The organism is Rhodoferax sp. PAMC 29310 (assembly GCF_017948265.1).
Lineage (GTDB): Bacteria > Pseudomonadota > Gammaproteobacteria > Burkholderiales > Burkholderiaceae_C > Rhodoferax.
Window position 1 is genome coordinate 4031171 of sequence record NZ_CP072852.1, and the last position, 25993, is coordinate 4057163.

Sequence of the window (25993 nt, forward strand, 5' to 3'; positions counted from 1 at the left end):
GCTAGAAACGTCCGGACTGGTAGCGTTGTTCCAGGACTTCTTGCAAGGTTTGCACCACTGAGAAAGCATTTTTCAGGTGGCTGCGTTCAAAGTTGGACAACTCGTTCAATGAGAGGTGGTTGTCAGGTGGCTGGCCCGTCTGTATCTGGCGGGCCTGATGGGCAATTCTCAGCTTGGCCAAAAATTCCAGCGCACCCTGCAAGTCGCGCGCGCTTTGAGCGCTGACCTCGCCCGCCTGGGCCGCCGCTTCCAGGCGGTCACTGGTGTTCACTGCAGCCAGGCCATCCGCCAAGGCATACACCCTGGCCAGGTCGACGATGGGCACAATGCCCGAATGCTTGAGGTCAATGGTGCCGGGGTGTTCGCCGCCGCGAATGAGGGAAATCGAGCCAAACATGCCCAGCGGCGGGCGATGCTTGAGCGCATTGCCAACCATGTACGCCAAAAACAGGCTGTTTCCCTTGGTCCGCTGCAGCACGTCCCGGCGCAAACCATCCAGCAGATCGGACTGGCCGTGGATGGCGCGAAGGTCAAAGAACACACAGGTCAGCATTAGCGCCTTGGGTTCTGGCTGGTTGACCCACTTGTGAAAGTACTGGGCCCAGCGCTGGCGCGGCTGACGCCAAGTGTCAGTCATGGCCATCATTTCGCCGGGGCAGTGAATGTAGCCGCAGGCTGCCAGGCCGTCACACACAAACTTTGAGAAAGTCTTGAAGTACTCGCCGTGTATGGTTTCGTCGTAAGTGTCGTCCAGAATCAGACAGTTGTCCTGGTCGGACTTGGCCGATTGTTCGTTTCGCGCCTGTGAACCGGCGGCCACCCACACATAGTCGATGGGGGCAGGGCCGAATTGGGTCTCAGCCAACTGGATCAGCCGCACGGTCAATGCATCAGTGATGGCAGTCACGATGTGGCCGGTGCTGTAGGCGCTGGCATCCGCCGCCGCCAGGTGCTGTTGCAAATGCTTGACCTTGGTGCTGATGTGGGCCAGACCGTCGAGCGTGGTTTTTTTGTAGATGTCGCCAGCCAGATAGACAGCAGAAGTGCTGTGCTGTTCTGTCAAATCGGTGGCAGTGATCATGCCTGCAATTCGCGCGCCATCCATCACAGGCACGTGGTGAATGTTGTGGCGTGCCATGAGCAGCAGGGCATCAAACGCGGGGCTGCTGGCGCTGACGGTCAACGGGGCCAATGTGGCAATGTCTGCCACGGGGCGCTGACTGTCCAGACCCTGGGCCACCACCCGGTTGCGCAAGTCACGGTCGGTGATCAGGCCAAACAACTGACCTTGCTCCACCAGCAAGATCGAGGAGACCCGCAAATCCCGCATCATCTCGGCGGCCGCACGGATGGTGACATTCGGGGCCAGTGTGATGGGCTCCCGTTTGATCAGTGTGCGAATCGGGGTGCTCAGCAGGTTGAGTGGCGCGCCGGATTCGGCCTCGTCGCTCGATGATTCCAGGGATGTTTTTCGGGGCGGCACCGACGGGAAGAAAACCAGCAATTCAGGCTGGCGTTCGCACAGGTCGATGAGCACTTCGGGTGCTAACCAGGCCACTTGGCAGTCGGTCACCGCCACGGCCTGCCAGTTGCTCAATTGATGGTTGGGCGTAGCACCAAACCCCAGCAACTCACCGCTTTGCAAGCCAAGCGACAGGCCCAAGTCGGGGTCTTTGAGCGAAACGTCGCCACGAATCAGCCAACCGACGCGGTTGACGAGGCCCCCTTGGACCAGCAGCGTGGCGCCGACCGCGAAACTCTCAATGGTGAAGCGACTGGCCAGCCCCTTCAGGCTGGAGGGCTCGACGTGTCTCCAAACGCGATGCTGGGCGAGGCTGTCGGCAAACGAGGCCGGTGTGGGAGCGGGTGTCGGCATGGGTCAGGTCTCCAGGGTGAATGGGCAACTTGACGACCATTGTTACAGAGCCAGCCGGAAGACGGGCTTCGCGATTTAACGCGGCACTGTGGGGCGAGCGAACTTGAGCAAGCGGGTGGCAAGCAGGGTCTCTGCCAGAAAGCACACCAGCGCGAGCAGAAAACAACTGACGCCCGCCAGAAAGGAGACGGTCGCAAAACGCAACATGTTCATCTGGGTGGTCTCACCCAGAAAGAGCATCACGATGGTCAGGCCAATCAGCATGGCACACAGGGTGAGCAAGGCAATGCAACCGTTGACCAACCAGCCGCGCCGGCGCAGACTGCGCAACTCGTCATAGGCGGGGGCCATCGCAGGGTCGGACTCAGCCGCGCTGAGCACACGGGCTTCCAGCACCCTGGCCCGGTCAATGATTCTGGCCAGGCGGCCGGCCACGGTGCCAATCATGCCGGAGACGGCGGTCAGCAAGAACACCGGGGCCACAGCGAGTTGGATGCCGTGGGTGACGGCGGATAAGTCTTCGGCGAAAAACATGAAAAATCCTCAGCGGGGTAGCGGGCGTGTTGGGTGATTGTCAACCGATAGGCGAGTTTTGCGCTGGGTTTTGACCAGCGTGGCGACACCCAGTCCGGCGATGCCGATCAATGCAATGGGAAACGCCAGCGCAGGTGACCATTGGATGAGCGCGCCTGAAGCGGCGGACGCCACCAGACCGCCCAAGGTATAGGTGAGCACCAGCACGGCCGTGCTATTCACCAGCGTGATGCCTTTTTCCCGGGCGCCGATGTCGATCATGGCCAGGGTGTAGAGCGCGCCACCGGCGGCACCCCAGGCAAATACCACCGGCCAAACCAATGATGTCAGGTAAGGCACCGCCAGCACTGCAATACAGGCCAGAAAGATGAGGGCCGTAAACCCGGCCATCATGGTGCGCCGCCCCTGTGTCGGTGACGCAAACCGATCTGCCACCATGCCGGCAGGCAATGCCGTCAAGGCGCCCCCCAGGCCGCTGGCGGACACCAGCAGCGCAGCGGTACTGTCGCTGTGGCCCAAAGCCAGGCCGTAAAGCGGCAGGATGGAGGCCAGACCGAGTTCAAAGAAACCACCCAGAAAACCGGCCAGCATGATGATGGGATGGGCCAGCACGGCGTGCCACAGTCCCTGCAGGCCCACCTGGGCGGTGTGGGTGTCGTGATCAGGTGGCAGTTGGGGAATCACGGCGGTCCAGGCCAGGCCAATGGCCAGCAGCGCAATCACCACCCACAAGGCGTAGGGGCTGCTGGCGCCTACCCAGGCCAGCGCTGCGGGGCCGATGACAAAAGTCAGCCCGACCATGGTGGCGTAGGTGCCAATGTATTTTCCAATCTGCGCAGGCGGGGCGAACTCCGCAATGAAGGCTTCGGCCAGTACCCACCGCAATCCGCCGGCGATACCGGCCAGCAATTGCAGAACGAACCAGATCCAGAGGACGTCCGTCACGAGGAACCCAACCGCTGCCAGCACCGGTGCCACTGAGGCCAGCCACATGGCGGGCCGGCGGCCCAGTTGTTGGGTCAGTGCCGATGCAAATGGCGTGATCACAAACACGCCAAGCCAGGTGGTGGCCGCGAAAAAACCAGCAACAGTGGTTGAAACGTTCGCTGATTTCAGGATCAGCAACAGCCAAGGAGCGAGCATAAAAATGCCCGACAACTGAAACAGGGTGGAGCCAAAGACGCTGATCAAACCCCAGTTGAAGCGCCCAGGGGCGCCGCTGGGTGACGAGGGTTGTGCCAAGCTCACAGACCGCGTCCAGCCAAAAGGCGTTGTGCCACTTCGGCAAAGCCGGCACCGCGCTCGCTGGGGGTGATGAAGCGCGGCTTATGGCTCAGGTCAGCTTCGAACCGGCGAATATTGGCGACGCCAATGCTGTTCTCGAAGTGTTGAAACATCAGTTGGTCATTGGTGGAGTCACCCACATAGACCCAGCGGCTCAACTCGGCGTCCAGATCGCGCCCGAACAACTCGCTCACAATCCAGCGCGCCCCGCTGAGCTTGTTGTGCTCGCCAAACCAGGCGTTGATGTGGATGCTGCTCACGGTGGCGTTCATACCGGCTGCGTGCATGATCCGCACGGCGTGGGCGATCTGCTCAGGGGCCAGGTGAACAAACTCACTGTGGTCAATGGCAATGTCGGTTTCGCGCCCCGGCGAATCCTGCGACAAGGCCGCACCGGGCACGGCCGCCAAGACTTGCTGCGCCACGGCCTGCATGCGGGTGTAATTCAGCCGCCGGGTGGCTTCATCTTGTTGATATAGTTTTAATAGCGGCTCCCGCAGGTTAAACGGGGGCTGCAGGCCAATTCCCTGTAAATCCTCACCCCGAAAAGCAACCGCACCGTTTTCCGCCACGATGGCATCCACTGGCCAAGGCGCCACGCCAGCGGCGGCATCACCGCGCGCAAAAGGCTCGCTCCAGCCAATCGGGCGACCTGTGATGGGAATCACATGCAAACCGGCCGCCTTCAAAGCGGCCAGCGCCTTCAGCGCGTCGGGCGTGATCGCACCGTCAGTGGTGAGCGTGTCGTCAATGTCGGTGAACACACCTGTGATCTGGCCCCAGTCTGCGGGTGACCAGTCGGATAGCGGACGCATGTGACTTAGCCTGCCGCCTGCAAGGCCAATCCAGCATGCTCGCGCAGCGGGTGGAAGTGGATTTTGGGGAAGCGCTCTTGGGCCAGGCGCACGTCATAGGGTGAGGTGCACAGGTAGGCCAATGTGTTGGCCGCGTCGCGGGCCATGCGCATGGGGTAAGCATCGCAAAAGGCTTTCAGTTCGGCCGGGGTGTCGGCGGTGATCCAGCGGGCGCCGGTGTACTGGCAGCCTTCCAGTCGAATGTCGGCGTCGTACTCGCCCTTGAGGCGGTGCTGCACCACTTCAAACTGCAACTGACCCACGGCACCCAGCAACATGTTGCCGCCGACTTCCGGGCGGAACACCTGAATCGCGCCTTCTTCGCCCAACTGGGCCAAGCCCTGCTGCAACTGCTTGGTGCGCAAGGGGTTGCGCAGCACCACGGTCATGAACAGCTCGGGGGCAAAGAAGGGCAGGCCGGTGAACTGTAGGTTCACGCTGCCGTCGGTGATGGTGTCGCCCAATTGCACGCCGCCGTGGGTGGTAAAGCCCACGATGTCGCCTGCGTAAGCCTCTTCCACCGCTTCACGGCGCTGGCTCATGAAGGTCACCACGCTGGTGGGGCGCAGTTCTTTGCTGGTACGCATCACTTTGAGCTTCATGCCCGGCGTGTACTTGCCCGAGGCCATGCGCACAAAGGCAATGCGGTCGCGGTGGTTGGCGTCCATATTGGCCTGCACCTTGAACACCACGCCAGAAAACGCTGTGTCGTCGGGCTGGATTTCCTTGATCACCGGCTGGCGGTTGACCAGTGCCGAGCTGGTGCGAGAGCGCGGCGAGGGCGACAGGTCCACCAGCGCGTCCAGCACTTCCATCACACCGAAGTTGTTCACACCGGAGCCAAAAAACACAGGGGTCTGTTTGCCGGCCAGGAAGGCGTCGTGGTCCCAGGTTGGTGACGCACCGGTGGCCAGCTCCATGCTCTCCAGCGCCGACTCGTACTCGCTGCCAAAGCGCTTGAGCAAAGTCGCATGCTCGGTCAAGGGGATGGTTGTGAAGTCTTTCGGGCCCCGGTCGCTACCCGGCTCGAACACCGTCATCGCGTTGGTGCGCAAGTTGATGATGCCGCCAAAGGTTTTGCCTTGGCCTACGGGCCAGGTCATCGGCACGCAAGGCATGCCCAGTTCGCGCTCGATCTCGTCCATGATGTCCAGCGGCTCGCGCACCTCGCGGTCCATCTTATTCACAAACGTGATGATGGGTGTGTCGCGCTGGCGGCAGACCTCAATCAGGCGGCGGGTTTGCGCCTCCACGCCGTTGGCGGCGTCAATCACCATCAGGGCCGAATCCACGGCGGTGAGCACGCGGTAGGTATCTTCGGAGAAGTCTTTGTGGCCGGGCGTGTCTAGCAGGTTGATCACATGCTCGCGGTAAACCATCTGCATGACCGAGCTGGCCACGGAAATGCCACGCTGCTTCTCAATTTCCATCCAGTCGCTGGTGGCGTGGCGGGTGGCTTTGCGAGCTTTGACGGAGCCGGCGATCTGGATCGCACCTGAAAACAGCAATAATTTTTCAGTCAGCGTGGTCTTACCCGCGTCGGGGTGAGAAATGATCGCAAAAGTGCGGCGGCGGCGAGTTTCGGCGGTATAGGACACAGGAATTCCAGAAGAGTGCAGAGCGCGAACACGCCAGCGGTGTCACGCATGCGGGCGAGCGCCCGGGTTGACAGATTTTACCGGAGGGCGCCAGTCGAGCGACTTTGACGGTGGGGTCGCAGCCAACGCGTGCATGTTTTGAGGGAGGCCACTGAAATTTGGACTCAACCAGGGGCGAGGTGCGGGTACGCCGGCTTGACCCGTGCCCAGAAACGCCTGACCAGCCTATAATGGCAGCCGTATCCGAGGAGCGTTGCAGTTCACCTAGCGTGAATGAGGCTCGGAGCACACCCAGGCAACCAGCTAGGGATGTATCAACGGCGCTCACCCACTGGTCTTTTGGGTGAGTTCATCCCCCTGGAAGTTGGGCTCAAGAGCCAGTGGTTGTACAAAACTCAATTTGGAGTCAACCGTGGCTAAAACATCACCGTCCGTCAAGAATACCGATTACATCATCGCCGACATCGGCCTCGCTGCCTGGGGACGCAAGGAACTGAACATTGCCCAGACCGAAATGCCCGGTCTGATGGCGATTCGCGAAGAGTTCGCAAAAGAGCAGCCCTTGAAGGGCGCTCGCATCACGGGGTCACTGCATATGACCATTCAGACTGGCGTGCTGGTTGAAACCCTGCAGGCCCTGGGTGCTGAAGTGCGTTGGGCATCTTGCAATATCTACTCCACCCAAGACCACGCGGCAGCCGCCTTGGTTGAGGCCGGCACCCCCGTGTTTGCCTACAAAGGCGAGTCGCTGGATGACTACTGGGATTACACCCATCGCATTTTTGAGTTCACCGGTAAAAAGGGCACCAAGGCCGAAGGCCCGAACATGATTCTGGACGACGGCGGCGACGCAACTTTGCTGATGCACCTGGGCGCCAAGGCCGAGACCGACTTGTCGCTGCTGGACAAGCCTGGTAGCGAAGAGGAAATTTGCCTGTTCAACGCAATCAAAGCCAAATTGAAGCTGGACCCGACCTGGTACAGCCGCCGCCTGAAAAACATCATCGGCGTCACGGAAGAAACCACCACAGGCGTATTGCGTTTGAACGAGATGTCGGCCAAGGGTGAGCTGGTGTTGCGCGCGATCAATGTCAATGATTCGGTCACCAAGAGCAAGTTCGACAACCTGTACGGTTGCCGCGAATCGTTGGTAGATGCGATCAAGCGCGCCACCGATGTCATGATCGCTGGCAAGGTGGCGCTGGTCGCCGGCTACGGCGACGTGGGCAAAGGCTCCGCTCAAGCCCTTCGCGCCCTGAGCGCGCAGGTCTGGGTGACTGAGATCGATCCCATCAACGCCCTGCAAGCCGCCATGGAAGGCTACAAAGTGGTCACCATGGAATACGCCGCCGACAAGTGCGATATTTTTGTCACCTGCACGGGCAACAAGAACGTCATCACCTACAAGCACATGGACGCCATGAAAGACCAGGCAATTGTCTGCAACATCGGTCACTTTGACAACGAGATTGACGTCACTTCGCTGGACAAGTGCAAGTGGGACGAGATCAAGCCCCAGGTGGATCATGTGATTTTCCCGGCGACCAAAGGCAAAAACGCCAAGCCGTCCAAGCGCATCATCTTGCTGGCCAAAGGCCGCTTGGTGAATCTGGGTTGTGGCACCGGTCACCCCAGCTTCGTCATGTCATCCAGCTTTGCCAATCAGACCATTGCGCAAATCGAACTGTTTACCAAGCCCAAAGAATACAAAGTGGGCAAGGTTTATGTGTTGCCCAAGCATCTGGATGAGAAAGTGGCTCGCCTGCACCTCTCCAAAGTGGGCGCCATGTTGAGCGAGCTCACCGACGAGCAAGCCGCCTATATTGGCGTTTCCAAAGCCGGCCCCTACAAGGCCGACACCTACCGTTATTGATTGGAAAGAATGCGCATTGACCAACTACTGGTGCAGCGTCAGCTCGCCACCACCCGCTCACAAGCCCAGCGTCTGATTGCGGATGGCGTGGAGTGGATGCAACACGACGCCTGGCGGCGTGTTGCCAAAAATGGCGACGACGTGCCCTTGGATGCGCCCATCCGCTTGCTCGACGACTCCGAGGCGCGTTACGTGTCTCGGGGTGGGCTCAAGCTCGAAGCCGCGCTCAAGCAAGTGGGGCTGGATGTCTCGAACCTCGCTTGCCTCGATGTCGGTCAATCCACGGGCGGTTTTACCGACTGTCTGTTGCAGCACGGTGCGGCATCGGTGGTGGGGGTGGATGTGGGCAGTGCCCAGTTGCACCCGAGCCTTCGGGCGGATCCCCGCGTCTTGTGCGTCGAGAAAGTCAATGCGCGGTCTTTGTCTGCTTCTGATTTAATAGCTGCTTACGCATACAGCACGGGCGATGAAGGCCAGTTTGAATCAGAAATTTCGGATGAGGATGACGGGGACGATGATTCAGAAGAAGAAGTCGCGGTCTCGGAGTTCAATCCTGAGTTTGATCTGGTCGTGGGCGACCTGTCGTTCATCTCTCAAACCCTGGTGCTGCCGGCCGTGGTGCCATTTCTCAAGCCCGGAGGCACTTTGTTGACGCTGGTGAAGCCTCAGTTTGAGCTTCAACCGGGTCAAGTCGGCAAGGGCGGCATCGTGAAAGATGCCTCGTTTTACCCTCTGATCGAGCAACGTTTGCGCGATGCCTGTGCAGAGTTGGGCTTGACGGTCACGGCCTGGTTTGACTCGCCCATTGACGGCGGTGACGGCAACCGGGAATTTTTCATCTGTGCGCGCAAACCGGACGCAGTGAGTTCCTGATCTTTGGGAGGTTGATTCTCGTGACCTTGTCGCGGGGGCAATCTCCGCCCCTTTTTCAAATAAGTACGGCCATGACATTGACCACCCGACCTCCGCTCAGTATTGAGTTTTTCCCACCCAAAACACCCGAAGGCGTTGAGAAGCTGCGCGGCGTACGCCAGCAGTTGTATGCCTTGAAGCCCGAGTTTTGCTCCGTCACCTTTGGTGCGGGTGGCTCGACGCAAGAGGGCACTTTTAATACCGTGCGCGATATTCTGGGCGAGGGCGTGAGCGCCGCGTCGCACTTCTCATGTATCGGGGCAACCCGGGCCACTGTGCGTGAGCAACTGGCCACTTTGAAGGCCATAGGCGTCAAACGACTGGTGGCTTTGCGCGGCGACATGCCCAGTGGCTACGGTGCGGGGGGCGAATTTCATTACGCCAGTGATTTGGTCGCGTTTATCCGCGCTGAAACCGGTCGTGACTTTCACATTGAAGTGGCCGCGTACCCCGAGGTCCACCCGCAGGCCAAGTCGCCGACTTCCGATCTTCACGCCTTTGCGGCCAAGGTCAACGCAGGGGCTGATTCGGCTATTACCCAATATTTTTACAACGCTGATGCTTATTTCCGATTTGTGGAAGAGGTCGATGCGCTCGGGCTCACTATTCCGGTGGTTCCTGGCATCATGCCCATCACCAGTTCGACCCAACTCATGCGTTTCAGCGATGCATCCGGCGCCGAGATTCCCCGCTGGATTCGTTTGCGCCTGCAAAGTTTTGGCGATGACACCGCGTCGATCAAGGCGTTCGGTCTGGATGTGGTCACCGCCCTTTGTGAGCAGTTGCTCGCTGGCGGCTCGCCGGGGCTTCACTTCTACGCGATGAACCAAAGTGCCGCAACACTGGAAATCTGCAGAAGACTGGACTTGGCAGACTGATCTTAAGTTCGGTCGAGCGGGTTAGTATCGGATCCACAAAATGCAAACGGAAACCAGGCGATGAAAATTCTTTTGACGGGAGCCGCAGGCTTCATAGGCATGACTACCGCACTGCGCCTGCTGGCGCGTGGCGACGAGGTAGTGGGGCTGGACAACCTCAATGACTATTACGACGTCACCTTAAAAGAAAGCCGCCTGGCCCGACTCACACCGCACAGTAGTTTCCGCTTCGTCAAGATCGATGTGGCTGATACGCCGGGTATTGCCAAGTTGTTTGCGGCAGAACAATTTGATCGCGTCATCCACCTCGCCGCCCAGGCCGGCGTACGCTACTCGTTGCAAAACCCGCACGCGTACATTGAAAGCAACATCCTGGGCTTCACTAACATTTTAGAAGGCTGCCGCCACACCAAAGTGCAGCACTTGGTGTACGCGTCCAGCTCCAGTGTGTACGGCGGCAACACCAAAATGCCGTTCTCCGAGCATGACAGCGTGGACCACCCGGTGAGCCTGTACGCCGCCACCAAAAAGGCCAATGAGTTGATGGCGCACACTTACAGCCATCTATACGGGTTACCCACGACCGGCCTGCGGTTTTTCACGGTGTACGGCCCGTGGGGTCGACCAGACATGGCGCTTTTCCTGTTCACCAAAGCCATTTTGGAAGGCCGATCGATCGACGTCTTCAACCATGGCGACATGCAACGTGATTTCACCTATGTCGATGACATTGTTGAAGGCGTGATTCGCGTGCTGGATCGGGTGGCAAGCGCAGACCCAAGCTACGACGCCGTTCGGGCCGACCCGGCCACCAGCAATGCGCCCTACCGCGTGTTCAACATCGGCAACAACAATCCTGTCAATTTGCTCGACTTCATCGGGTGCATCGAAAACGCATTGGGAATGAAAGCTGAGAAACGTCTGCTGCCGCTGCAAGACGGTGATGTGCCCGCTACCTATGCCAATACGGACGCCCTAAACGATTGGGTCGGTTTTGTGCCGGGCACGGGTGTGCAAGACGGCATCAATCGATTCGTCACCTGGTATCGCGACTATCACAAAGTCTGAGGCCGATGAGCCTTTAGCAAGCCTTTCACGCCGGCCTCACACAAAGTCAGCACACGTTCAAAGCCTTCCTGGTTGCCGAAGTAGGGGTCGGGTACTTCGTCCTGGCCGACCTCTGGAGAAAATGTCAGCAGCAGGTGTAGCTTGGAAAGATGTTGCTCTGGGCAAATCTTGTGCAGCGCAGCCAGGTTGGACCGATCCATGGCAATGATCAAATCGAATTGTTCAAAGTCATCGAGACCGATTCGCCGCGTTCGCCCTTTCCCGATTGAGTAGTGATGACCAAGCAGAACAGATTCCACCCTGGTATCCGAACGTTTCCGACCCTTTTCCGCATGAATTCCGGCAGAGTCAAACTTAAAGTTCGCAGACAGTCCAGCCTCTTTTGACAGCTTTGTAGCAACCACTAGCGCCATGGGCGACCGGCAGATGTTGGCCATGCAAACGAATAGAATCTTTGTCATGCTTCGAATTTTAGGGTGTCGTAGTTCTGACTAGTGGCTTGACGACACGCCCTTTGGATGCGTTAATAATTGGCTAAGCGAACTAACTTTATCCAAATAGGGAAAACGATGGCCGATCAGGCAGCAGGACAAGCCAAGAGTCAGGGCGTTGCAGTGGCGGTTCTCTCCCACGTTGAAAAAACCTATCATCTAGATTCCATCAGCGTCCCGGTCATCAAGGGCGTGGACATTCTTGTGCGCCCTGCATGCTTTACAGTGCTTCTCGGCCCCTCCGGCAGTGGCAAGACCACGCTTCTCAACATGATTGGCTGCATAGACAAGCCCGACAAAGGCGAAATCATCGTGGCCGATTGCAAGGTTGGCGAGCTTTCGGACGATCAACTCTCAGACTTCCGTGCAAAAAACATTGGTTTTATATTTCAAAACTTTAATCTGTTACCGGTCCTGAGTGCCTACGAAAACATTGAATACCCATTGCTGTTAGCGGGTGTTTCGGCAAAAACCCGTGGGGAACGGGTGCCCAAGCTGCTCGAAGCCGTGGGCTTGGGTGACAGGGCCAAAAATCTGCCCGGCCAGTTGTCTGGCGGGCAGCGCCAGCGTGTTGCCATTGCCCGCGCCTTGGCGCGCAAACCCAAGCTGGTCATCGCCGACGAACCCACCGCCAATCTGGATAGCCACACCGGCGCCGCCATTTTGGCTCTGATGCGACGCATGGTGGAGCGCTATCACATTTCATTCATCTTCTCCTCACACGATCCGGACGTCATCAAGGCCGCGGATGACACCATCTTTTTGAAAGACGGCATGATTCGTGGCGTCCACCGCAAGGGCCAAGAGGAGGTGCCGTAATGATGACGCTCAACCTAGCCATCCGCAACCTGTTGCGCAACCGTCGTCGATCGCTGGCTACATTGCTGGCCATGGCCATCGGGTCAACTTCTATTCTGCTGTTTGGTGGGTTCAGCACCAACGTCAACTATGAGTTGCATACCCGGCACGTGCAAAAGGGTGGCCATCTGCAAATTCAGCACCGGGATTTTTATCTTTACGGCAGCGGTAACCCAACGGCCTATGGAATCAACGATTACCCCAAAATTCTTGCTGCCATCAATGATGACGAGGTGCTGAAAGGCATGGTGCTTGTGGCCACGCCATCGCTCCAGTTCGGCGGTATCGCAGGCAACTATGCCGCCAGTGTGTCGCGAACCATCATTGGCCACGGCTTTGTTGCGTCAGACATCAACCGCATGCGTACCTGGAACGACTTTGGCTTGCGGACAAGAGCGCAGTTGTCGGCGCTTGAAGGTGCAGCACCTGACGCAGCAGTGGTGGGAACGGGTTTGGCTCGCGTACTGCAGTTGTGCGCACCGCTTAAGATTGAACGTTGCCCCACGCCTGAAACCGGGCGACCGACTGATGGCAAGGCATTGCCAGACGATCTTGTCCAGCTGAGTCTGCAGGAAACACCTGCTGGCACCAGTGGATCAGGCGCCGATGCGGGGCGTGTTGAGGTGTTAGTCGTGAATACACGTGGCGCGCCCAATGTCACGTCGCTGAGCGTGATCAGGGCGGAAGATCAGGGCGTTAAGGAGCTTGATGAAGTAACCCTGCTCATGCAGCTCGGGTATCTGCAAAAGTTGATCTACGGTAATTCGGCGCCACGGGCTACCTCCCTCATGCTGCAGTTGCGCCACTCGGACCAGATTTCTGTAGCGCGGGCGCGCCTGATACCCATACTGGCCAATTTTTCTGCCAATCAACCCCTGGCGGTGCTGGATTTTCGGGTTTTGAACCCGTTTTATGTGCAAACCATGCAAATGTTCGACACCATTTTTGGCTTTGTTTTTGTGCTGATTGGCGGCATTGTTCTCTTCACGGTCAGTAACACCATGAACACCACAGTCGTCGAACGCACGGTAGAGATCGGTACGCTGCGTGCCATTGGCCTGCGCCGCGCAGGCATCATGCGCCTGTTTGTTACAGAGGGCGCATTGCTCGGGCTGTGCGGCGCGGTTCTGGGGGTCTTGCTGGCCTTGTTGCTGTCGGTCATCATCAATAAGGTGGGAATGCCGTGGTTGCCGCCTGGTAACGTCGAGTTGGTGCCTTTCACGGTCAACGTTTGGGGCGAAAACCGTATGATTCTTGGCACCACCATTGGCCTCATTTGTATTGCAACCCTGTCTGCGTGGTGGCCGGCATGGCGCGCTGCGCGGATGGATGTTGTTGAGGCCCTGCGCCACGTTTAATGGAAGGCCATATGCAATGAAAACAAGATTTTTTTTACTGTTTTTTTTCTGCCTGTTCGGGGCAGGCAACGGTTGGGCTGCTCAGAGTGCGGACGACATCCTGGCCGCCAGCGATGCCATTCGTAACCCCGGGCGTCCGTTTAGCGTCACGGTTACGCTGACCGAATTTCAGTCTGGCAAGCAGGTGGATGCCAGCACGTTGGTCAGCTATGCGCGCACCGAGCAACGTGGCGGCCAGTTCTCCAACTTGTTGCAGTTTGTGTTGCCAGCGCGCGACGCGGGAAAATTGATGTTGAAGAACGGCAATGACATCTGGTTTTATGACCCAACAAACAAGGCCAGCGTGCGTTTGTCCCCGCAACAGCGGCTTTTGGGTCAGGCATCAAATGGTGACGTGGTTACCGTTAACCTGGCCCAAGACTACAAAGCCACATTGGCCGGAGACGAAGAAATCCTGGATGGCGAACGCAAACAGCGTCAGGCTCATAAGCTCATCCTCACCGCTGTCAGCCCTGATGTAACTTACGCCAGCATTGAAATGTGGGTTGATGCTGACAACAACCGCCCGCTCAAAGCGCGCTTCTACGCAGAGTCTTCCCGCCTGCTAAAAACCGCATATTACCGGAAGTTCCAGCCCCAACTGGGCGCTGAACGTCCGACCGAAACGGTAATTATTGACGGGCTGAACCCTCAATCGGTTACGCTCATACGTCTTTCAGATTACAAGGCCCGCGCCATTCCGGCCACCTGGATGCAGCGGGATTATCTGCCTCGTTTCCAGCCGGAGTAGGTGAATGTCTTTTTTCCTCAAGCGCCCCTCTTTTCAACTCTGTTCGCTTGGTGCCGCACTGGCGATGGCACTTGGTTATGCCGGGCCCACGTTGGGTGCCACCTCCGCAGAGGAACTCGATGCGCTGAACTTGGAAAGCGCGCCAGCCGAATCTGTAGCGACCCAGACAATCGCAAATACCCGGTTTTTCATAGAGGGAGCCATTGGTACCGTCGGCCAACGCTATGTATCAGGCAGCCGTGACTTGGGCCGCGCGTCGCTGGACTTTTCCCATACGGCAAATTTGAGCTCTGGTCTGAAAGCGGTTGTCTCGGATCGTTTTGATTACATTCACCCGGGTGGCTTTGGGCTTGACGGCCCGGTGAACAGTTTGAGAGAGGCCTATTTGAGCTGGCAGCCAGAGAGCGGCGACAACGTGTTTGAATTTGGCCGTGTCAACCTGCGTTACGGGCCAGCCTATGGCTACAACCCGACCGACTTCTTTCGCGACGGGGCCTTGCGTACGCTGACAACCGCTGATCCAATTGCCCTGCGCTTGAACCGGATGGGTGTGGTGATGCTGCGCGGGCAACATCTGTGGTTAGGCGGTTCGCTATCCGTTGCATGGGCGCCAAAGTTGGCCAACCGTTCCAGTTCCAATGGTTTAAGCCTTGATTTGGGGTCCACCAACAATAGTGATCGCGCGCTGGTGGCGTTGAGCAGTCAATTGGCGTCAGGCATCAGCGGCCAATTGCTGGCTTATAAAAAATCGGGCGCCTCCACCACGCTAGGGGTCAACCTGACGGCTTTATTGTCAGAGGCGGCGGTGGGGCACCTGGAATGGACGCGTGGCCGCGAACCCGATTTGCTAAGCCGCATCTTGGTGTTGCCGGGTACTAAAGCAATGCGCAATCGTTTCTCTGGTGGTTTAACCTACACCACCCGTAGCAAGTTATCAGTAACAGCTGAGTACGAATACAACGGCTTTGCGCTGAGTCAGTCGGACTTTACTGCCCTTAGCGCTACACCTTCCCTGCAGCAAGCATATTTAACCGGTGCGCTGCAGCAACAAGAACTGGCGCCTCGCAAAGCCTACCTGATTTATGTAACGCAAAAAGGCTGGGGCCTCAAAGACCTGGACTTGAGCGCTTACCTTCGTTACAACCCGGGAGATGGGAGCCGCCTAGGCTGGATGGAGCTTCGCCACCACTGGCCAAAGTTTGACATGAGTCTTCAATACCAGCGGAACTTGGGGCGCATTGCCAGCGAGTTCGGTTCCTTACCAGACAGTCGAATTACGCAGGTCATCGGCACATACTATTTTTGACTGTGAAACAGGGCTCGTGAGCATCAATGCGTACCTCGAAGACGTCGAAAATTTTTACAGTCAATAACTTTATCAATTGATGAAGCCAGTGGATGCCTATTTTTACCTATATAAATCAATGGGTTATGGAATTAAATGCAATATGGCACGGTACATGCTTCTATTCCTGTATCCAGTGAATGTCACTGTCCTTGTAACTAGTGGAGAAACATCATGATTAAGAAAGTAAAGAAAACCCTTCTTGGCGCTGCACTCGCCTTGGGCCTGAGCGTCGCAGCGTTGCCTGCTTCTGCAACTCTGACCAATTGGTATATTGACACCGACGGGGCGGGAGTGGTTTCGGACAAAGTTTTGGTTAAGGATTACCTCGATTTGATCGGCACTGCATTTGTTCACAATACCTTTACCGGTGGTGGCAAATTTAACTTTAACGAGGTCGGTAACTTCGGCGTAGTATCCACTGACGGCGGCCCCTTCGGTGGAAATGGTGGGGTTAATCTGGCTCCTCAATTGAGTTCCACCTTCGTAGGTACCGGTTCTGGTGCAATCGGCGGTGCTTTGAGCTTCAATACTGACGGCATTCTTGAGGTGTTTTCTGGCGCAACAAACATTGCATCTTTCAAGTTGCTAAACGGAAGCGCCATTTTGAATACTGGTGGAGTGTTGCCGAATGGAACTATTTCCTTCATCTTCGAAGCGACGAACATACTGAATGGTTATTTCTTTGACTCGGCAATGGTCGATCTCTCGGCAGGAGTAGCGAACGGATTAACGTTTGGTTTTGCGACGACCAATGCGATTCTTCAAAATGTAGCTAACGTTCCTGGTTCGCTTGTGACTGATTACAACGCTGCATTTAACACTGCTCTTGGGACGGTGGTCAATGATGGCACCAACAATTTGTACGTCAGTAATAACGGTCAGTTCCGGTTGGCAGTTCCAGAGCCATCTATGTTGAGCCTGATGGGCCTTGCATTGGTAGGTATTGCTGCTGTGCGCCGCCGCAAGTCAAAGCAAGCCTGATAAACGCTCGCACTGCGTAACAAACAAAAAGCCTTGCTGGGGTAACCCAGCAAGGCTTTTTTTATTGCTTGTCGAGTTCTGGTAAAGCTAGGCGGACAGATCGACTTTGCGGCACGGGTGAATGCCCAACTCGGGCGAAAAATCCGAAAGCTGAGGTTGGCAAAGCGCCGACCACCGATTCAAACTCGCTTGCTACCTTCTGTGCTTGGTCAAACAGCACTGGATCGGCGGAGAAGTGCCGCCCCGCTCGTGCGTACCATCTAAAAATAACCGGGGTCATTTGAGGTTGCAACTGCAAACCGTGGAGCGTTGCGGTCAGCCAGATCCTTTGCAGAGACTCGCCAAGGCGAACCCAGTCTTCAATTCTTTGGGGTTCAGTTTTGGGGTGCAGTAGCAAATGCGCAGCGCAGCGCAGTCCGGGCAGTAGATCAAGCTGAACGCGCGGCACGATAGTTCCCATCAGGTAGCGGTTCATAAAAGCCACGCGCTCCCAACTGTGCATCGCCCACTCCATCAGGCGCGCTGTGGCCCAGTCCACGCCCACAGCTTCCTCTGGGATTCGATCTTTGCTGAAGCGTGCCCGCCATTCGATCACGGCTTTATGGACCGGAAAGGCTTCCGGGCACGTCAGGCGGATTTTTGCACTAGCCCACAGCAAGTTGGCGACGCGCCGTCGGTCATGCCATGAATCCAACACTTGTAAGGTAAATCCTTCGCCCGCTGCGTCCTGAAGTGCCTGGCGTTGCCCATCTGTAAGCGCTGTCGTTTTCATAGGGCGGCGCTGAACCGTACGTAGCGTGATGCAGTCAAACAGCGGGTCTTGCTTGATGCTGTCGTCTGGCGCCAGAATCACCTCATAAATCGGGTGACGGTGATCGCCTTCAGAATGCGCCGTCCATGTTGCCTTCAAACCAAAACCAGTTGCGGCAACTCGCAGCGTCTCAAGTAACGCGCCGTGGGCCATGTGGCTTGGGTGGCCGTCAAAGTCGTAAAGCACATGATCGCGGGTGTCATGTCCATGCACTCGGATCATATGGTCGTTGACCAATTCAAAACGCCATGGCTGCGTGTTGTCACCACTGGGCGCCCAGCGTGCAAGGTCAAGAATCTGTTTCAGTGTGTCGTTGCTCACGGGCTTGCCCAGCTTGGGGTTAGTGGTTCTTCAATGATATCCTTCTCTGGGCCAGGGGTGCAGGTTGGGGCCCCTCCAAAGCAGGTCGACGTGAAAACGAATCTAAGTCACTTATGGAAAGCGGAAAGCACCATGGCAACACCCAATACCTTTGCCTACGATCACGCCTTTTCGCGCAATATTGGCTGGGTCACCCAAGCTGAACAGGCCAAATTAAAGAAATCTCGCATTGCCATTGCTGGTCTGGGCGGAGTGGGAGGTGCGCATTTGCTTACGCTCGCTCGGCTTGGGGTTGAATGTTTCAATATCGCTGACTTCGACGACTTTGATATTCACAACATGAATCGGCAAGCTGGTGCTTTCATGCCATTTATGGGGCAATCGAAAATCGACACCATGGCGCACATGGCGCAAGACATCAATCCTGAAATGGATTTGCGTTTGTTCTCTCAGGGCGTTCTGCCTGACAACGTGGACGAATTTTTGCGTGATGTGGATGTCTATGTGGATGGGCTGGATTTTTTTGCACTGCCTGCGCGGCGTATGGTTTTTGCCAAATGTCGGGAAAAAGGAATTCCGGCGCTGACTGCTGCACCTTTGGGTATGGGGGTCGCTTTTCTTTACTTCAGTCCAGTCGGTATGAGCTTCGAGGAGTACTTCAAAGTGGAGGGTGTTGAGTCCCAGGAGCAATACGCACGGTTTATTGCGGGTTTGTCGCCAGCAATGATTCAGCGCGACTACTTGGTGGCCCCCGAGGCTGTTAATTTTCAAGAGAAGCGGGGACCCTCGACCATCATGGCGTGTGACCTCTGTGCTGGCGTCATGGGAACCTCGGTTTTAAAGATTTTGTTAGGGCGTGGCACCCTCAAGGCCGCCCCTTGGGGCATGCACTTCGATGCGTATCACCAAAGGCTCAAGTCGACTTGGCGTCCATTTGGCAATGCCAACCCATTGCAGCAGCTACTTTTGAAATTTATTAGGCCCGTGTTGCGAGGCCAATCCACTCGATGACATTGCGTCAGTGTGGTGAAACACAAAGAATGTGCTGATTCCGCAACTCATTCTCAATCCGAAGTAGATTCAGTTGTAGAGAAGTCATTTAAATGCGTTACATTGAGAACGACTGAGACCCGGGTGTCGACTAGGAGGAAATACATAATGAACAAATTGACATTTATATCTTTCATTACTAAGGCGCTTAAGCCGATAGCCTGCGTTGGTATATTCGCCTTAATACTGACCGGGTGCTCAACAAAACCAGCGATCCCTGAGGCTCCCCAATTGGCGGCAACGCCAGACTACAACTATATAGTTGGCCCGGGTGACAATCTCAATATTAGTGTCTGGCGCAATCCTGAACTGTCCATGTCGGTTCCAGTGCGTCCCGATGGAAAAATTGCAACCCCTTTGGTTGACGACTTAGTTGCCCAAGGAAAGACCTCGACTGAAATAGCTCGAGACATTGAAAAATTACTGAGCAAGTTAGTCCGCGATCCTGTGGTTACAGTGATCGTTACCGGATTCGTGGGCCCTTATAGCGAACAAATTCGAGTGGTTGGTGAGGCAGCGAAGCCACAGGCCTTGCCCTACAAACAAAAAATGACTCTGCTCGACGTGATGATCGCTGTCGGTGGCTTGACGGACTTTGCAGACGGCAATGGTGCATCCATAGTTCGCGCGTCAGAAGGCGGGGCGCAATACTCGGTTCGAATCAAAGACCTTGTCAAGCGCGGAGACATTGCTGCCAATGTCGAAATGAAGCCAGGCGACATCCTGATCATTCCGCAGGGCTGGTTCTAGTTTTGTCATCCAAGCCTCATGGGTTGACTTGCTGGACGACGGCGGGTACGTGTTTGATTTTGACAAAAAAGAGTAACCGATGGACGAATTGATTAGCCAGGTGGCCACCCTTCTTCGGGGCATGTGGCGCCACCGGTGGTGGGGTTTGCTCATGGCTTGGGGGGTGACTGCAGTTGGGTCTGTTGTAGTGATGTCTGCCCCAGACAAATATGAAGCGACTGCGAGAATCTATGTGGATACTCAATCGATTTTGAAGCCTTTGATGTCTGGTTTAGCGGTCCAGCCAAATATCGAGCAACAGGTTGTGATGCTCAGTCGTACGCTCATCACTCGCCCCAATGTTGAAAAGTTAATCCGAATGGCGGATCTGGATCTGAAAAGTCAAACCAAGGCTTCTCAAGATGCGCTGATCGATGGATTGATGAAGTCACTGCAAATTCAAAACGCCGGACGAGACAATATCTATTCGTTGGCCTACCGTGACTCGAGCCCAGATCAGGCCAAGAAAGTCATGCAGTCTCTCGTGTCCATTTTTGTCGAGTCGAGCCTTGGCAATACACGGCAAGATTCGGACACGGCCAAGAAGTTCATTGATGAGCAAATCAAAGGCTATGTTGCGAAACTTGAAGAGGCTGAGGCCCGGCTTAAACAGTTCAGAGTTCGAAACATCGAGCTGCAGAATCCTGAGGGGCAGGATATGGTGGGGCAACTGGGTGTCGTGAGTAGTCAGTTGAGTCAGGCTCGGTTGGAGCTGCATGAGGCGGAAAACGCACGCGATTCCGCCAAACGCCAGATCGAAGCTGAAAAATCACAAAGCGCAGATACCACGACCCGCAGTCTTTTACAGGAATCGGCATTGTCGGTGTCGACGCCAGAAATAGACGCTCGTATAGACGTTCAAAAACGCAATCTCGACACTTTGTTACAGCGTTTTACCGAGCTGCACCCTGATGTTTCCAACACTCGACGTCTCATTAAGGAGCTTGAAGCCCTCAAGCGCAAAGAGGTGGCAGAGTTACGCAAGGTGGCCATGGCGAATCCGATGAGGTCGTCTTCCAATAGCCTGGTGTTCCAAGAACTCAATCGAATGCTTGCGGTCTCCGAGGTGCAGGTTGCCTCCTTGAGGGCAAGGGTTAGTGAATACGAGGCGCGCGTCAACCGAGCTCGGTCGATGATGAAAACTGCGCCTCAAGTGGAAGCCGAGTACGCGCAATTGAATCGAGACTATGAGATCAACAAGAAGAACTATAACGATTTGGTTAGCCGCCGCGAGTCTGCCTCTATGTCGGGGGAGCTGGAAAGCGCGGCAGGCGTCGCTGATTTTCGCCTGATCGAGCCCCCTCGTGTCTCTCCAAAACCGGTCGCTCCCAACCGATTGTTGCTCATGCCGTTGGCCTTGTTGGCTGGACTGGCCGCGGGCTTGGGAGTTGCATTTGTTTTGAGCCAGTTGAGGGTGGTCTACTATGATGCGCGCGCCCTCGGAGACGCTGTGCGTCTGCCAATGCTAGGGACGGTGTCCATGGTGATGGGTGATGGCGCTACCCAGCGACGCAGGACTGAACTGTGGAAGTTTTTTGCTGCATTTGGGGGTTTGTTGATCGTTTTCGTTGCCGCAATGATTGCGATGTCTCTTTTGTCTGGTCGAGCAGGATGATTCAATCATGAGTAGTTTGATAGAGCAGGCGGCGCAACGCCTAGCCCAGCTTCGGCAGGCGGGTGTTGATGTGCCTGGCGGCACTATAGAGGCGAGTGTTGGCAATGGCGCCAAGCCCCCACAAGGTGTGTCGCCAATTGCCAAGCCCGAGACATCGCAGCCTGTCGCTCAGTCGCGACTTGTCGAAATTAACTTTGATGCGCTCGCTTTTGCCGGCATTGTTTCGCCACTGGCACCCAGAACTCAAATTGCCGACCAGTACCGAGTAATCAAGCGCCCATTGATTGAAAACGCCATGGGCAAGGGTGCGTCGATAGTCGCCAACGGCAATTTGATCATGGTTACGAGTGCCGTAGCAGGAGAGGGAAAGAGTTTTACAGCAATCAATCTCGCCATGAGCATGGCAACAGAGCTTGATACGACTGTCATGTTGGTTGACGCTGATGTGGCGCGGCCTTCTGTCATGCGAGTTTTAGGGCTCCCGGAGGGGCCAGGGTTGCTGGATTTGGTGCTCGATGAGACCATTGATTTGTCGAGCGTATTGCTTAGAACCAATGTAGATAAATTGACCATTCTTCCCAGTGGTACGCCGCATGAGCGCGCCACCGAGCTGTTGGCCAGTGATGCCATGATTCGTTTACTTGATGACATGTCTCAGCGCTATGCGGACAGGATAATCATATTTGACTCGCCCCCACTTTTGCTGACAACAGAGGCAAGGGTTTTGGCTACACATATGGGACAAATTGTGGTGGTCGTGAGAGCTGGCAGCACCCTTCAGTCGGAGGTCAAGCACGCACTGTCGACAATTGATGCCTGCCCAGTCAAGTTGATGCTGCTCAATCAGGCGACTGGTCTTTTCAGGGCGCAGGAGGGTTACGGTTACGGTTACGGTTACGGTTACGGTTACAGGCATCAGAATGAACAAGCAACTCAAAAAACCTAGGTTTTTGATTGCGCTGTGCATCGGCGCATCAGGCGCGGGTCATGCGGAAGTCACCGTTGTTCCGCGGGTTTCCGTCGCTGAAACCATTACCGACAATGTCAGGCTATCAAGCACCGACCGGCAGTCCGAGCAGATCACTCAGCTCAGTCCAGGCATTCGCATTGATATCAAAGGTTCGCGAGTTCGAAGCTATTTTGACTACGCGTTAACCCAGTCTTTTTACGCGCAGAACACATCCCCCAGTCGCGCTCAAAATACGCTGAGTACCTTTGGCACGCTAGAAGCGGTGGACAACCGGGTGTTCCTGGATTTCAATGGATCCATTTCACAGCAGTCAGTTTCTGCCTTCGGGACCCAATCACTCAATAGTTCGTCGATAAACGCCAACCAAGCGGAGGTATCTACTTATCGCTTGTCCCCCTATGTTCGCGGTCAGCTGGGCTCCACGGCAAGCTACGAGGCGCGATACAGCCGCGCAGTGACGTCCTCAGACTCAGCCTCAGCCTCAGCATCAAACACGACCAACTCCGATGCGACCGTCAAAGTCGCGGGTGGCAGCGCTTTTCGGCGCCTGGGCTGGTCGGCAGATGCCAGTCGCCAAGAATCAAGTTACAGCGTGGGGCGCACCACAGAGGTTGACCGGTTCAATCTTGGTCTGAACTACGCACTGACACCTCAGCTCAACGTCTCGGTCAATGGCGGGCAAGAATCCAATAACTACACCAGTCTGGATAAGCAGACATATGGCACCAGCAGCGTTGGGTTCAATTGGGTGCCATCGAATACAACAAAGTTATCGGCCAATGTTGGGCGTCGATCGTTTGGCAATACACATAGCTTAAGCTTTGAGCACCGCACAGCGCGAACAGTTTGGCGGTTTGTCGACTCCAAAGACGCGTCCACCACGCCAAGTCAATCAGGTCGCGTGGGTCTGGGAAACTTGTATGACCTGCTATACAGTCAGCTTGAATCAACCTACCCGGCTGATCCGGTCGCACGCGCTCAAGCCGTTAATGATTTTTTGGCGGCCTATGGCCTAAATGGGAGCTCTTTAGTAGCCGCTGGTTTTTTGAGTTCAGCAGCCTCGCTGCAGCGCAACCAGAGTTTGTCTTTGGCCTTACTCGGCGCGCGCGACACCATTACCTTCTTCGCCACCAGCACTGAAAGCTCCCGCATTGACGCGCTCTCTATCGCTTCCGACGACCTCAGCACATCGTCCCGGGTCCGGCAACGCGGGTTTAGCGTTAGCTACTCTCATCGGTTGACTCCGGACTACTCTTTGGGTGTTCTTCTTTCGCAGCAAAAAACGTCTGGAGACTTGGCCTCTCAGGACTCAACGTTGCGTTCCATCAATGCGAACATCACAGGAAGGGTTGGCAAGAAGGCCACAGTTTCTGTCGCAGCGCGTCATGTCGTTTCAAGCGGAAACGCCGCACCCTATGTCGAAAACGCCATCACTGGCAATTTGAATGTTCAGTTTTAGTTCATGTACGAAGCTTTTTACGGTTTAACAGGAAAGCCCTTTCAGCTCAATCCAGATCCGAGCTTTTATTTCGGCAGCAAGCAGCACCGTCGCGCCAAGGCCTATCTGGAATATGGCGTTCAGCGCAATGAAGGGTTCATTGTTATCACGGGTGAAGTTGGGGCCGGAAAAACTACGGTAGTGCGTGGTCTACTTGCAAGCTTGGATGCGGACAAGGTCGTCAGCGCCAATTTGGTTACTACCCAGCTGGACGCGGAAGACACGTTGAGAATGGTCGGAGCAGCCTTTGGTGTTCGAGTCAAAGACCTCTCCAAAGCTGACCTGCTCATGTCCTTGGAGGCGTTTTTGGTGACCCAGACAAGCCAAGGCAAGCGCTGTCTGTTGATTGTCGATGAAGCGCAGAACCTGACACCTCGCGCAGTCGAGGAGCTACGCATGCTGTCCAATTTCCAATTTGGTCAGCAAGCACTGCTTCAAACCTTTCTGGTTGGGCAGCCGGAGTTTAGGGCTATTTTGCAGAGTCCATCGATGCAGCAGTTGCGGCAACGAGTGACTGCAACCTGTCATATCGGACCTCTGGACCAAGCTGAGACACAAGGCTATATCGAACATCGACTCGAGTGCGTGGGTGCTTCGGGTCGACCCTCATTTGACGCTGCCGCCTTTGAAGCGATCTTCAAAGCGTCCGGTGGCATCCCGCGTCGTATCAACCTCATCGCTGATCGCTTGTTGTTGCTTGGCTTTTTGAGCGAGAAAGATGCCTTCGGACTCAATGATGTCAACGAGGTTGCGGGAGAAATTCAAGATGAGTTGTCCGCAAATACAAGTCAATCGAGCGCCGTGTCATCCAGGTGGGGCGACTCCGGCGTCGCTGGACTCAGCGTGCCCGTTGACGTCGATATCGACCTTTCGAAGCTGGATATTTCTGCAGATTTGTCGACCTCGGTGCGGGCGCATATTCAAGGTCAGGAAATTGAGCAGCTTGATGGCCGACTTCGCCGTTTGGAGCACAGTATGTTGCGGTTGGAGCGCATTAATCTGAAGACGCTCAGTGCGCTGCAAAGGTTGGTTTCTGCCGCCACAAAATCGGTCTAATGGAGCAAACCATGAATAGCTTGGCCCCAGTCATCTGTGTCGTTGGCGCGCGTCCCAACTTCATGAAAATGGCACCCATTTTGCGGGCATTGGCAGCTCATAATCCGCCACTTCCCGTGCTGCTGGTTCATACGGGTCAGCACTATGACAAAGACATGAGTGACCGTCTGTTTGAAGACCTTCGCCTGCCCCGTCCCGACGTCAACCTTGAAGTTGGCTCTGGAACACACGCGGTTCAGACTTCCGAAGTAATGCGCCGGTTTGAACCCCTGCTTGATGCTCACAAGCCTTCTTGTGTTGTCGTCGTGGGTGATGTCAACTCAACGCTTGCCTGCTCCCTCGTTGCGGTTAAAAAAGGCATTCCGGTAGTCCATGTTGAGGCCGGTCTGCGCAGCTACGATCGCGCCATGCCCGAGGAAATCAATCGCATCCTCACAGATCAAATCTCGGACCGCCTGTACACCACTGAGCGCACGGCCGAAGAAAACCTGCGGCTCGAGGGCATACCGGCGAGCCGGGTTTGCTTCACGGGTAACGTCATGATCGATTCGGTGGTCTTTGGTCGGTCCAGCGCGCGCAGTCCGGCTGAAACGCTGCGAGCCTGCAATGCTGACGTCGCAGTCCTGGAGCATCCACAAGGCTATGGCGTGGTCACCTTGCACAGGCCGTCCAATGTGGATCATCCTCAAACTCTGCACGCACTGTTGGCTGTATTGGCTGAGGTGTCCAACAGTTTGCCCTTGGTGTTTGCATTGCACCCTCGCACTCGCAGCAATATTGAACGCTTCGAATTGATGGACATGATTGATCCGACTCGAATGGTATTGTTGCCACCTCAGGGTTACCTTGAAATGCTCGGACTCATGGCCGGTGCTGCCGTGGTACTCACCGACTCCGGTGGCCTGCAGGAAGAAACCACGGCCTTGGGCGTGCCGTGTCTGACCCTGCGTGAAAACACGGAGCGCCCCATCACGGTTGAGCAAGGCACGAATATTCTGGTTGGGCGTGATCGGACCTCTATTCTGGCCGGTGTGCAAGACGTCCTGGCCGGCAAAGGCAAGCGAGGCCGTGTGCCCGAGTATTGGGACGGTCATGCTGCCGAGCGCATCGCGGCAGATCTTTATCAGTGGTTGAGGCAGCGTCAGGCTGAGTCAACCCCCAATACGGTTGCCCGGTAGGA

The 25993-nt window shown here is 56.0% G+C and carries 23 protein-coding genes and 1 riboswitch; of the genes, 16 read left to right on the top strand and 7 right to left on the bottom strand.

Features of this window, described 5'->3' with window-relative positions:
* Position 1: 1 nt before the first annotated feature.
* The 5 genes from J8G15_RS18715 to J8G15_RS18735 form a co-directional block, all read right to left on the bottom strand.
* On the bottom strand, positions 2-1876 hold the full coding sequence (locus J8G15_RS18715) for a putative nucleotidyltransferase substrate binding domain-containing protein (protein WP_210544142.1): 1875 nt from the start codon (positions 1874-1876) through the stop codon (positions 2-4).
* Between the two features lie 75 nt (positions 1877-1951).
* Positions 1952-2410 (bottom strand): DUF2721 domain-containing protein, encoded by a 459-nt coding sequence (locus J8G15_RS18720; protein WP_210544144.1) that lies wholly within the window; start codon positions 2408-2410, stop codon positions 1952-1954.
* Positions 2411-2419: 9 nt separating this feature from the next.
* The gene (locus J8G15_RS18725; protein ID WP_210544146.1) at positions 2420-3658 is read right to left on the bottom strand and encodes an MFS transporter; all 1239 of its coding nucleotides are present in this window, start codon (positions 3656-3658) and stop codon (positions 2420-2422) included.
* The gene (locus tag J8G15_RS18730; protein WP_210544148.1) at positions 3655-4509 is read right to left on the bottom strand and encodes an HAD hydrolase family protein; all 855 of its coding nucleotides are present in this window, start codon (positions 4507-4509) and stop codon (positions 3655-3657) included. The genes J8G15_RS18725 and J8G15_RS18730 overlap by 4 nt, the downstream gene beginning before the upstream one ends.
* Positions 4510-4514: 5 nt before the next feature.
* Complete coding sequence (locus tag J8G15_RS18735; RefSeq protein ID WP_210544149.1) at positions 4515-6146, bottom strand: peptide chain release factor 3; 1632 nt, start codon at positions 6144-6146, stop codon at positions 4515-4517.
* 239 nt (positions 6147-6385) lie between these two features.
* A riboswitch (S-adenosyl-L-homocysteine riboswitch) is annotated at positions 6386-6479 on the top strand.
* A 79-nt stretch (positions 6480-6558) separates the two neighbouring features.
* On the opposite strand from J8G15_RS18735, the gene ahcY reads away from it, so the two are divergent.
* The 4 genes from ahcY to J8G15_RS18755 all read left to right on the top strand — a co-directional run bounded on the left by ahcY (position 6559) and on the right by J8G15_RS18755 (position 10877).
* Entirely contained in the window at positions 6559-8019 is a 1461-nt protein-coding gene (ahcY, locus tag J8G15_RS18740; protein WP_210544151.1) for an adenosylhomocysteinase, read from the top strand.
* 9 nt (positions 8020-8028) lie between these two features.
* Positions 8029-8892 carry a TlyA family RNA methyltransferase gene (locus J8G15_RS18745; protein WP_210544152.1) on the top strand — a complete coding sequence of 288 codons (864 nt, stop codon included), beginning with the start codon at positions 8029-8031 and terminating at the stop codon, positions 8890-8892.
* Positions 8893-8963: 71 nt separating this feature from the next.
* A complete protein-coding gene (gene metF / locus J8G15_RS18750; protein WP_210544154.1) occupies positions 8964-9809 on the top strand; it encodes a methylenetetrahydrofolate reductase [NAD(P)H] in 846 nt (281 codons plus the stop codon).
* Between the two features lie 60 nt (positions 9810-9869).
* A complete protein-coding gene (locus J8G15_RS18755; protein ID WP_210544156.1) occupies positions 9870-10877 on the top strand; it encodes an NAD-dependent epimerase in 1008 nt (335 codons plus the stop codon).
* On the opposite strand, the gene J8G15_RS18760 is transcribed toward J8G15_RS18755, so the two are convergent.
* The gene (locus J8G15_RS18760; protein WP_240538369.1) at positions 10865-11290 is read right to left on the bottom strand and encodes a low molecular weight protein-tyrosine-phosphatase; all 426 of its coding nucleotides are present in this window, start codon (positions 11288-11290) and stop codon (positions 10865-10867) included. The two genes, J8G15_RS18755 and J8G15_RS18760, sit on opposite strands and share 13 nt — an antisense overlap.
* 156 nt (positions 11291-11446) lie before the next feature.
* On the opposite strand from J8G15_RS18760, the gene J8G15_RS18765 reads away from it, so the two are divergent.
* The 5 genes from J8G15_RS18765 to J8G15_RS18785 all read left to right on the top strand — a co-directional run bounded on the left by J8G15_RS18765 (position 11447) and on the right by J8G15_RS18785 (position 16703).
* Positions 11447-12187, top strand: a complete 741-nt coding sequence (locus J8G15_RS18765) for an ABC transporter ATP-binding protein (protein ID WP_210544161.1) — start codon at positions 11447-11449, stop codon at positions 12185-12187.
* Positions 12187-13584 carry an ABC transporter permease gene (locus J8G15_RS18770; protein WP_210544163.1) on the top strand — a complete coding sequence of 466 codons (1398 nt, stop codon included), beginning with the start codon at positions 12187-12189 and terminating at the stop codon, positions 13582-13584. The genes J8G15_RS18765 and J8G15_RS18770 overlap by 1 nt, the downstream gene beginning before the upstream one ends.
* 16 nt (positions 13585-13600) lie before the next feature.
* Positions 13601-14374, top strand: coding sequence for an outer membrane lipoprotein-sorting protein (locus tag J8G15_RS18775; RefSeq protein WP_210544165.1), 774 nt, complete (start codon positions 13601-13603; stop codon positions 14372-14374).
* Between the two features lie 4 nt (positions 14375-14378).
* Positions 14379-15680, top strand: a complete 1302-nt coding sequence (locus tag J8G15_RS18780) for a hypothetical protein (RefSeq protein ID WP_210544167.1) — start codon at positions 14379-14381, stop codon at positions 15678-15680.
* Positions 15681-15893: 213 nt separating this feature from the next.
* On the top strand, positions 15894-16703 hold the full coding sequence (locus tag J8G15_RS18785; protein WP_210544169.1) for a PEP-CTERM sorting domain-containing protein: 810 nt from the start codon (positions 15894-15896) through the stop codon (positions 16701-16703).
* 61 nt (positions 16704-16764) lie between these two features.
* On the opposite strand, the gene J8G15_RS18790 is transcribed toward J8G15_RS18785, so the two are convergent.
* The gene (locus tag J8G15_RS18790) at positions 16765-17835 is read right to left on the bottom strand and encodes a nitroreductase family protein (RefSeq protein WP_240538370.1); all 1071 of its coding nucleotides are present in this window, start codon (positions 17833-17835) and stop codon (positions 16765-16767) included.
* Between the two features lie 132 nt (positions 17836-17967).
* Here J8G15_RS18790 and J8G15_RS18795 point away from each other — a divergent pair, with 132 nt between their 5' ends.
* From J8G15_RS18795 to wecB, 7 genes are all read left to right on the top strand, one after another.
* Positions 17968-18846, top strand: a complete 879-nt coding sequence (locus tag J8G15_RS18795) for a ThiF family adenylyltransferase (protein WP_210544171.1) — start codon at positions 17968-17970, stop codon at positions 18844-18846.
* 147 nt (positions 18847-18993) lie between these two features.
* On the top strand, positions 18994-19635 hold the full coding sequence (locus J8G15_RS18800) for an XrtA/PEP-CTERM system exopolysaccharide export protein (RefSeq protein ID WP_210544173.1): 642 nt from the start codon (positions 18994-18996) through the stop codon (positions 19633-19635).
* A 79-nt stretch (positions 19636-19714) separates the two neighbouring features.
* Positions 19715-21289 carry an XrtA system polysaccharide chain length determinant gene (locus J8G15_RS18805; RefSeq protein WP_210544175.1) on the top strand — a complete coding sequence of 525 codons (1575 nt, stop codon included), beginning with the start codon at positions 19715-19717 and terminating at the stop codon, positions 21287-21289.
* A 7-nt stretch (positions 21290-21296) separates the two neighbouring features.
* Complete coding sequence (locus tag J8G15_RS18810) at positions 21297-22235, top strand: XrtA-associated tyrosine autokinase (RefSeq protein ID WP_210544177.1); 939 nt, start codon at positions 21297-21299, stop codon at positions 22233-22235.
* Positions 22210-23718: a TIGR03016 family PEP-CTERM system-associated outer membrane protein gene (locus J8G15_RS18815; protein WP_210544179.1), complete on the top strand. Its 1509-nt coding sequence runs from the start codon at positions 22210-22212 to the stop codon at positions 23716-23718. The genes J8G15_RS18810 and J8G15_RS18815 overlap by 26 nt, the downstream gene beginning before the upstream one ends.
* Positions 23719-23721: 3 nt before the next feature.
* Entirely contained in the window at positions 23722-24813 is a 1092-nt protein-coding gene (locus tag J8G15_RS18820; protein ID WP_210544181.1) for an XrtA/PEP-CTERM system-associated ATPase, read from the top strand.
* Between the two features lie 11 nt (positions 24814-24824).
* A complete protein-coding gene (wecB, locus tag J8G15_RS18825; RefSeq protein WP_210544183.1) occupies positions 24825-25991 on the top strand; it encodes a non-hydrolyzing UDP-N-acetylglucosamine 2-epimerase in 1167 nt (388 codons plus the stop codon).
* Positions 25992-25993: the final 2 nt, after the last annotated feature.

What these genes read in the sequence shown, in the direction of transcription:
- J8G15_RS18715 (WP_210544142.1), bottom strand. Translation starts at nt 1,876, where the DNA reads ATGCCGACACCCGCTCCCACACCGGCCTCGTTTGCCGACAGCCTCGCC.
- J8G15_RS18720 (WP_210544144.1), bottom strand. Translation starts at nt 2,410, where the DNA reads ATGTTTTTCGCCGAAGACTTATCCGCCGTCACCCACGGCATCCAACTC.
- J8G15_RS18730 (WP_210544148.1), bottom strand. Translation starts at nt 4,509, where the DNA reads ATGCGTCCGCTATCCGACTGGTCACCCGCAGACTGGGGCCAGATCACA.
- J8G15_RS18745 (WP_210544152.1), top strand. Translation starts at nt 8,029, where the DNA reads ATGCGCATTGACCAACTACTGGTGCAGCGTCAGCTCGCCACCACCCGC.
- metF (WP_210544154.1), top strand. Translation starts at nt 8,964, where the DNA reads ATGACATTGACCACCCGACCTCCGCTCAGTATTGAGTTTTTCCCACCC.
- J8G15_RS18755 (WP_210544156.1), top strand. Translation starts at nt 9,870, where the DNA reads ATGAAAATTCTTTTGACGGGAGCCGCAGGCTTCATAGGCATGACTACC.
- J8G15_RS18760 (WP_240538369.1), bottom strand. Translation starts at nt 11,290, where the DNA reads ATGGCGCTAGTGGTTGCTACAAAGCTGTCAAAAGAGGCTGGACTGTCT.
- J8G15_RS18765 (WP_210544161.1), top strand. Translation starts at nt 11,447, where the DNA reads ATGGCCGATCAGGCAGCAGGACAAGCCAAGAGTCAGGGCGTTGCAGTG.
- J8G15_RS18770 (WP_210544163.1), top strand. Translation starts at nt 12,187, where the DNA reads ATGATGACGCTCAACCTAGCCATCCGCAACCTGTTGCGCAACCGTCGT.
- J8G15_RS18775 (WP_210544165.1), top strand. Translation starts at nt 13,601, where the DNA reads ATGAAAACAAGATTTTTTTTACTGTTTTTTTTCTGCCTGTTCGGGGCA.
- J8G15_RS18780 (WP_210544167.1), top strand. Translation starts at nt 14,379, where the DNA reads ATGTCTTTTTTCCTCAAGCGCCCCTCTTTTCAACTCTGTTCGCTTGGT.
- J8G15_RS18785 (WP_210544169.1), top strand. Translation starts at nt 15,894, where the DNA reads ATGATTAAGAAAGTAAAGAAAACCCTTCTTGGCGCTGCACTCGCCTTG.
- J8G15_RS18795 (WP_210544171.1), top strand. Translation starts at nt 17,968, where the DNA reads ATGGCAACACCCAATACCTTTGCCTACGATCACGCCTTTTCGCGCAAT.
- J8G15_RS18800 (WP_210544173.1), top strand. Translation starts at nt 18,994, where the DNA reads ATGAACAAATTGACATTTATATCTTTCATTACTAAGGCGCTTAAGCCG.
- J8G15_RS18805 (WP_210544175.1), top strand. Translation starts at nt 19,715, where the DNA reads ATGGACGAATTGATTAGCCAGGTGGCCACCCTTCTTCGGGGCATGTGG.
- J8G15_RS18810 (WP_210544177.1), top strand. Translation starts at nt 21,297, where the DNA reads ATGAGTAGTTTGATAGAGCAGGCGGCGCAACGCCTAGCCCAGCTTCGG.
- J8G15_RS18815 (WP_210544179.1), top strand. Translation starts at nt 22,210, where the DNA reads ATGAACAAGCAACTCAAAAAACCTAGGTTTTTGATTGCGCTGTGCATC.
- J8G15_RS18820 (WP_210544181.1), top strand. Translation starts at nt 23,722, where the DNA reads ATGTACGAAGCTTTTTACGGTTTAACAGGAAAGCCCTTTCAGCTCAAT.
- wecB (WP_210544183.1), top strand. Translation starts at nt 24,825, where the DNA reads ATGAATAGCTTGGCCCCAGTCATCTGTGTCGTTGGCGCGCGTCCCAAC.